General features: G+C 76.5%; 1 pseudogene. It reads left to right on the top strand.

Annotation, left to right across the window (positions count from 1 at the left end):
- Window positions 1-196: pseudogene (locus AC1DWF_RS38900) on the top strand (tripartite tricarboxylate transporter substrate binding protein); the annotation flags it as partial.
- Window positions 197-510 lie beyond the last annotated feature (314 nt).

The raw sequence follows: 510 nt of genomic DNA, 5'->3' as shown, positions 1-510 counted from the left end.
CACGCCCGCGCCCATCCTGGAGCGCTTCGCCGCCGAGGTGGACCGGGCTGTCAGCCGCGACGACGTGCGCCAGCGCCTCGCCACGGTCGGCGCGCTGCCCGCGGGCGGCACGGCCGCCGAGGCGGAGAGGTTCCAGCGGGTGGAGCTGGAGAAGTGGCGCCGGGTCGTACAGGTGTCCGGCGCGAAGGTGGAGTAGCGGGGCTGGCCCCGCTCAACCCTCACCAGCCGCGATAGTAGCCGCGGCCGCCGTAGTAGCCCCGGCCCTAGTAGGGCGTGCTGGCCCCGACGATGGCGGCACCGGCGGCGGCGCCGACCACGCCCGCGGGCGCGAAGGTGGAGTAGCGGGGCTGGCCCCGCTCAACCCTCACCAGCCGCGATAGTAGCCGCGGCCGCCGTAGTAGCCCCGGCCATAGTAGGGCGTGCTGGCCCCGACGATGGCGGCACCGGCGGCGGCGCCGACCACGCCCGCGCCCATCCTGGAGCGCTTCGCCGCCGAGGTGGACCGGGCTG

This window comes from Aminobacter sp. P4_D5 (assembly GCF_056401815.1).
Note: the sequence above shows the minus strand (reverse complement) of the source record. Positions and strands in the feature narration are given on the sequence as shown.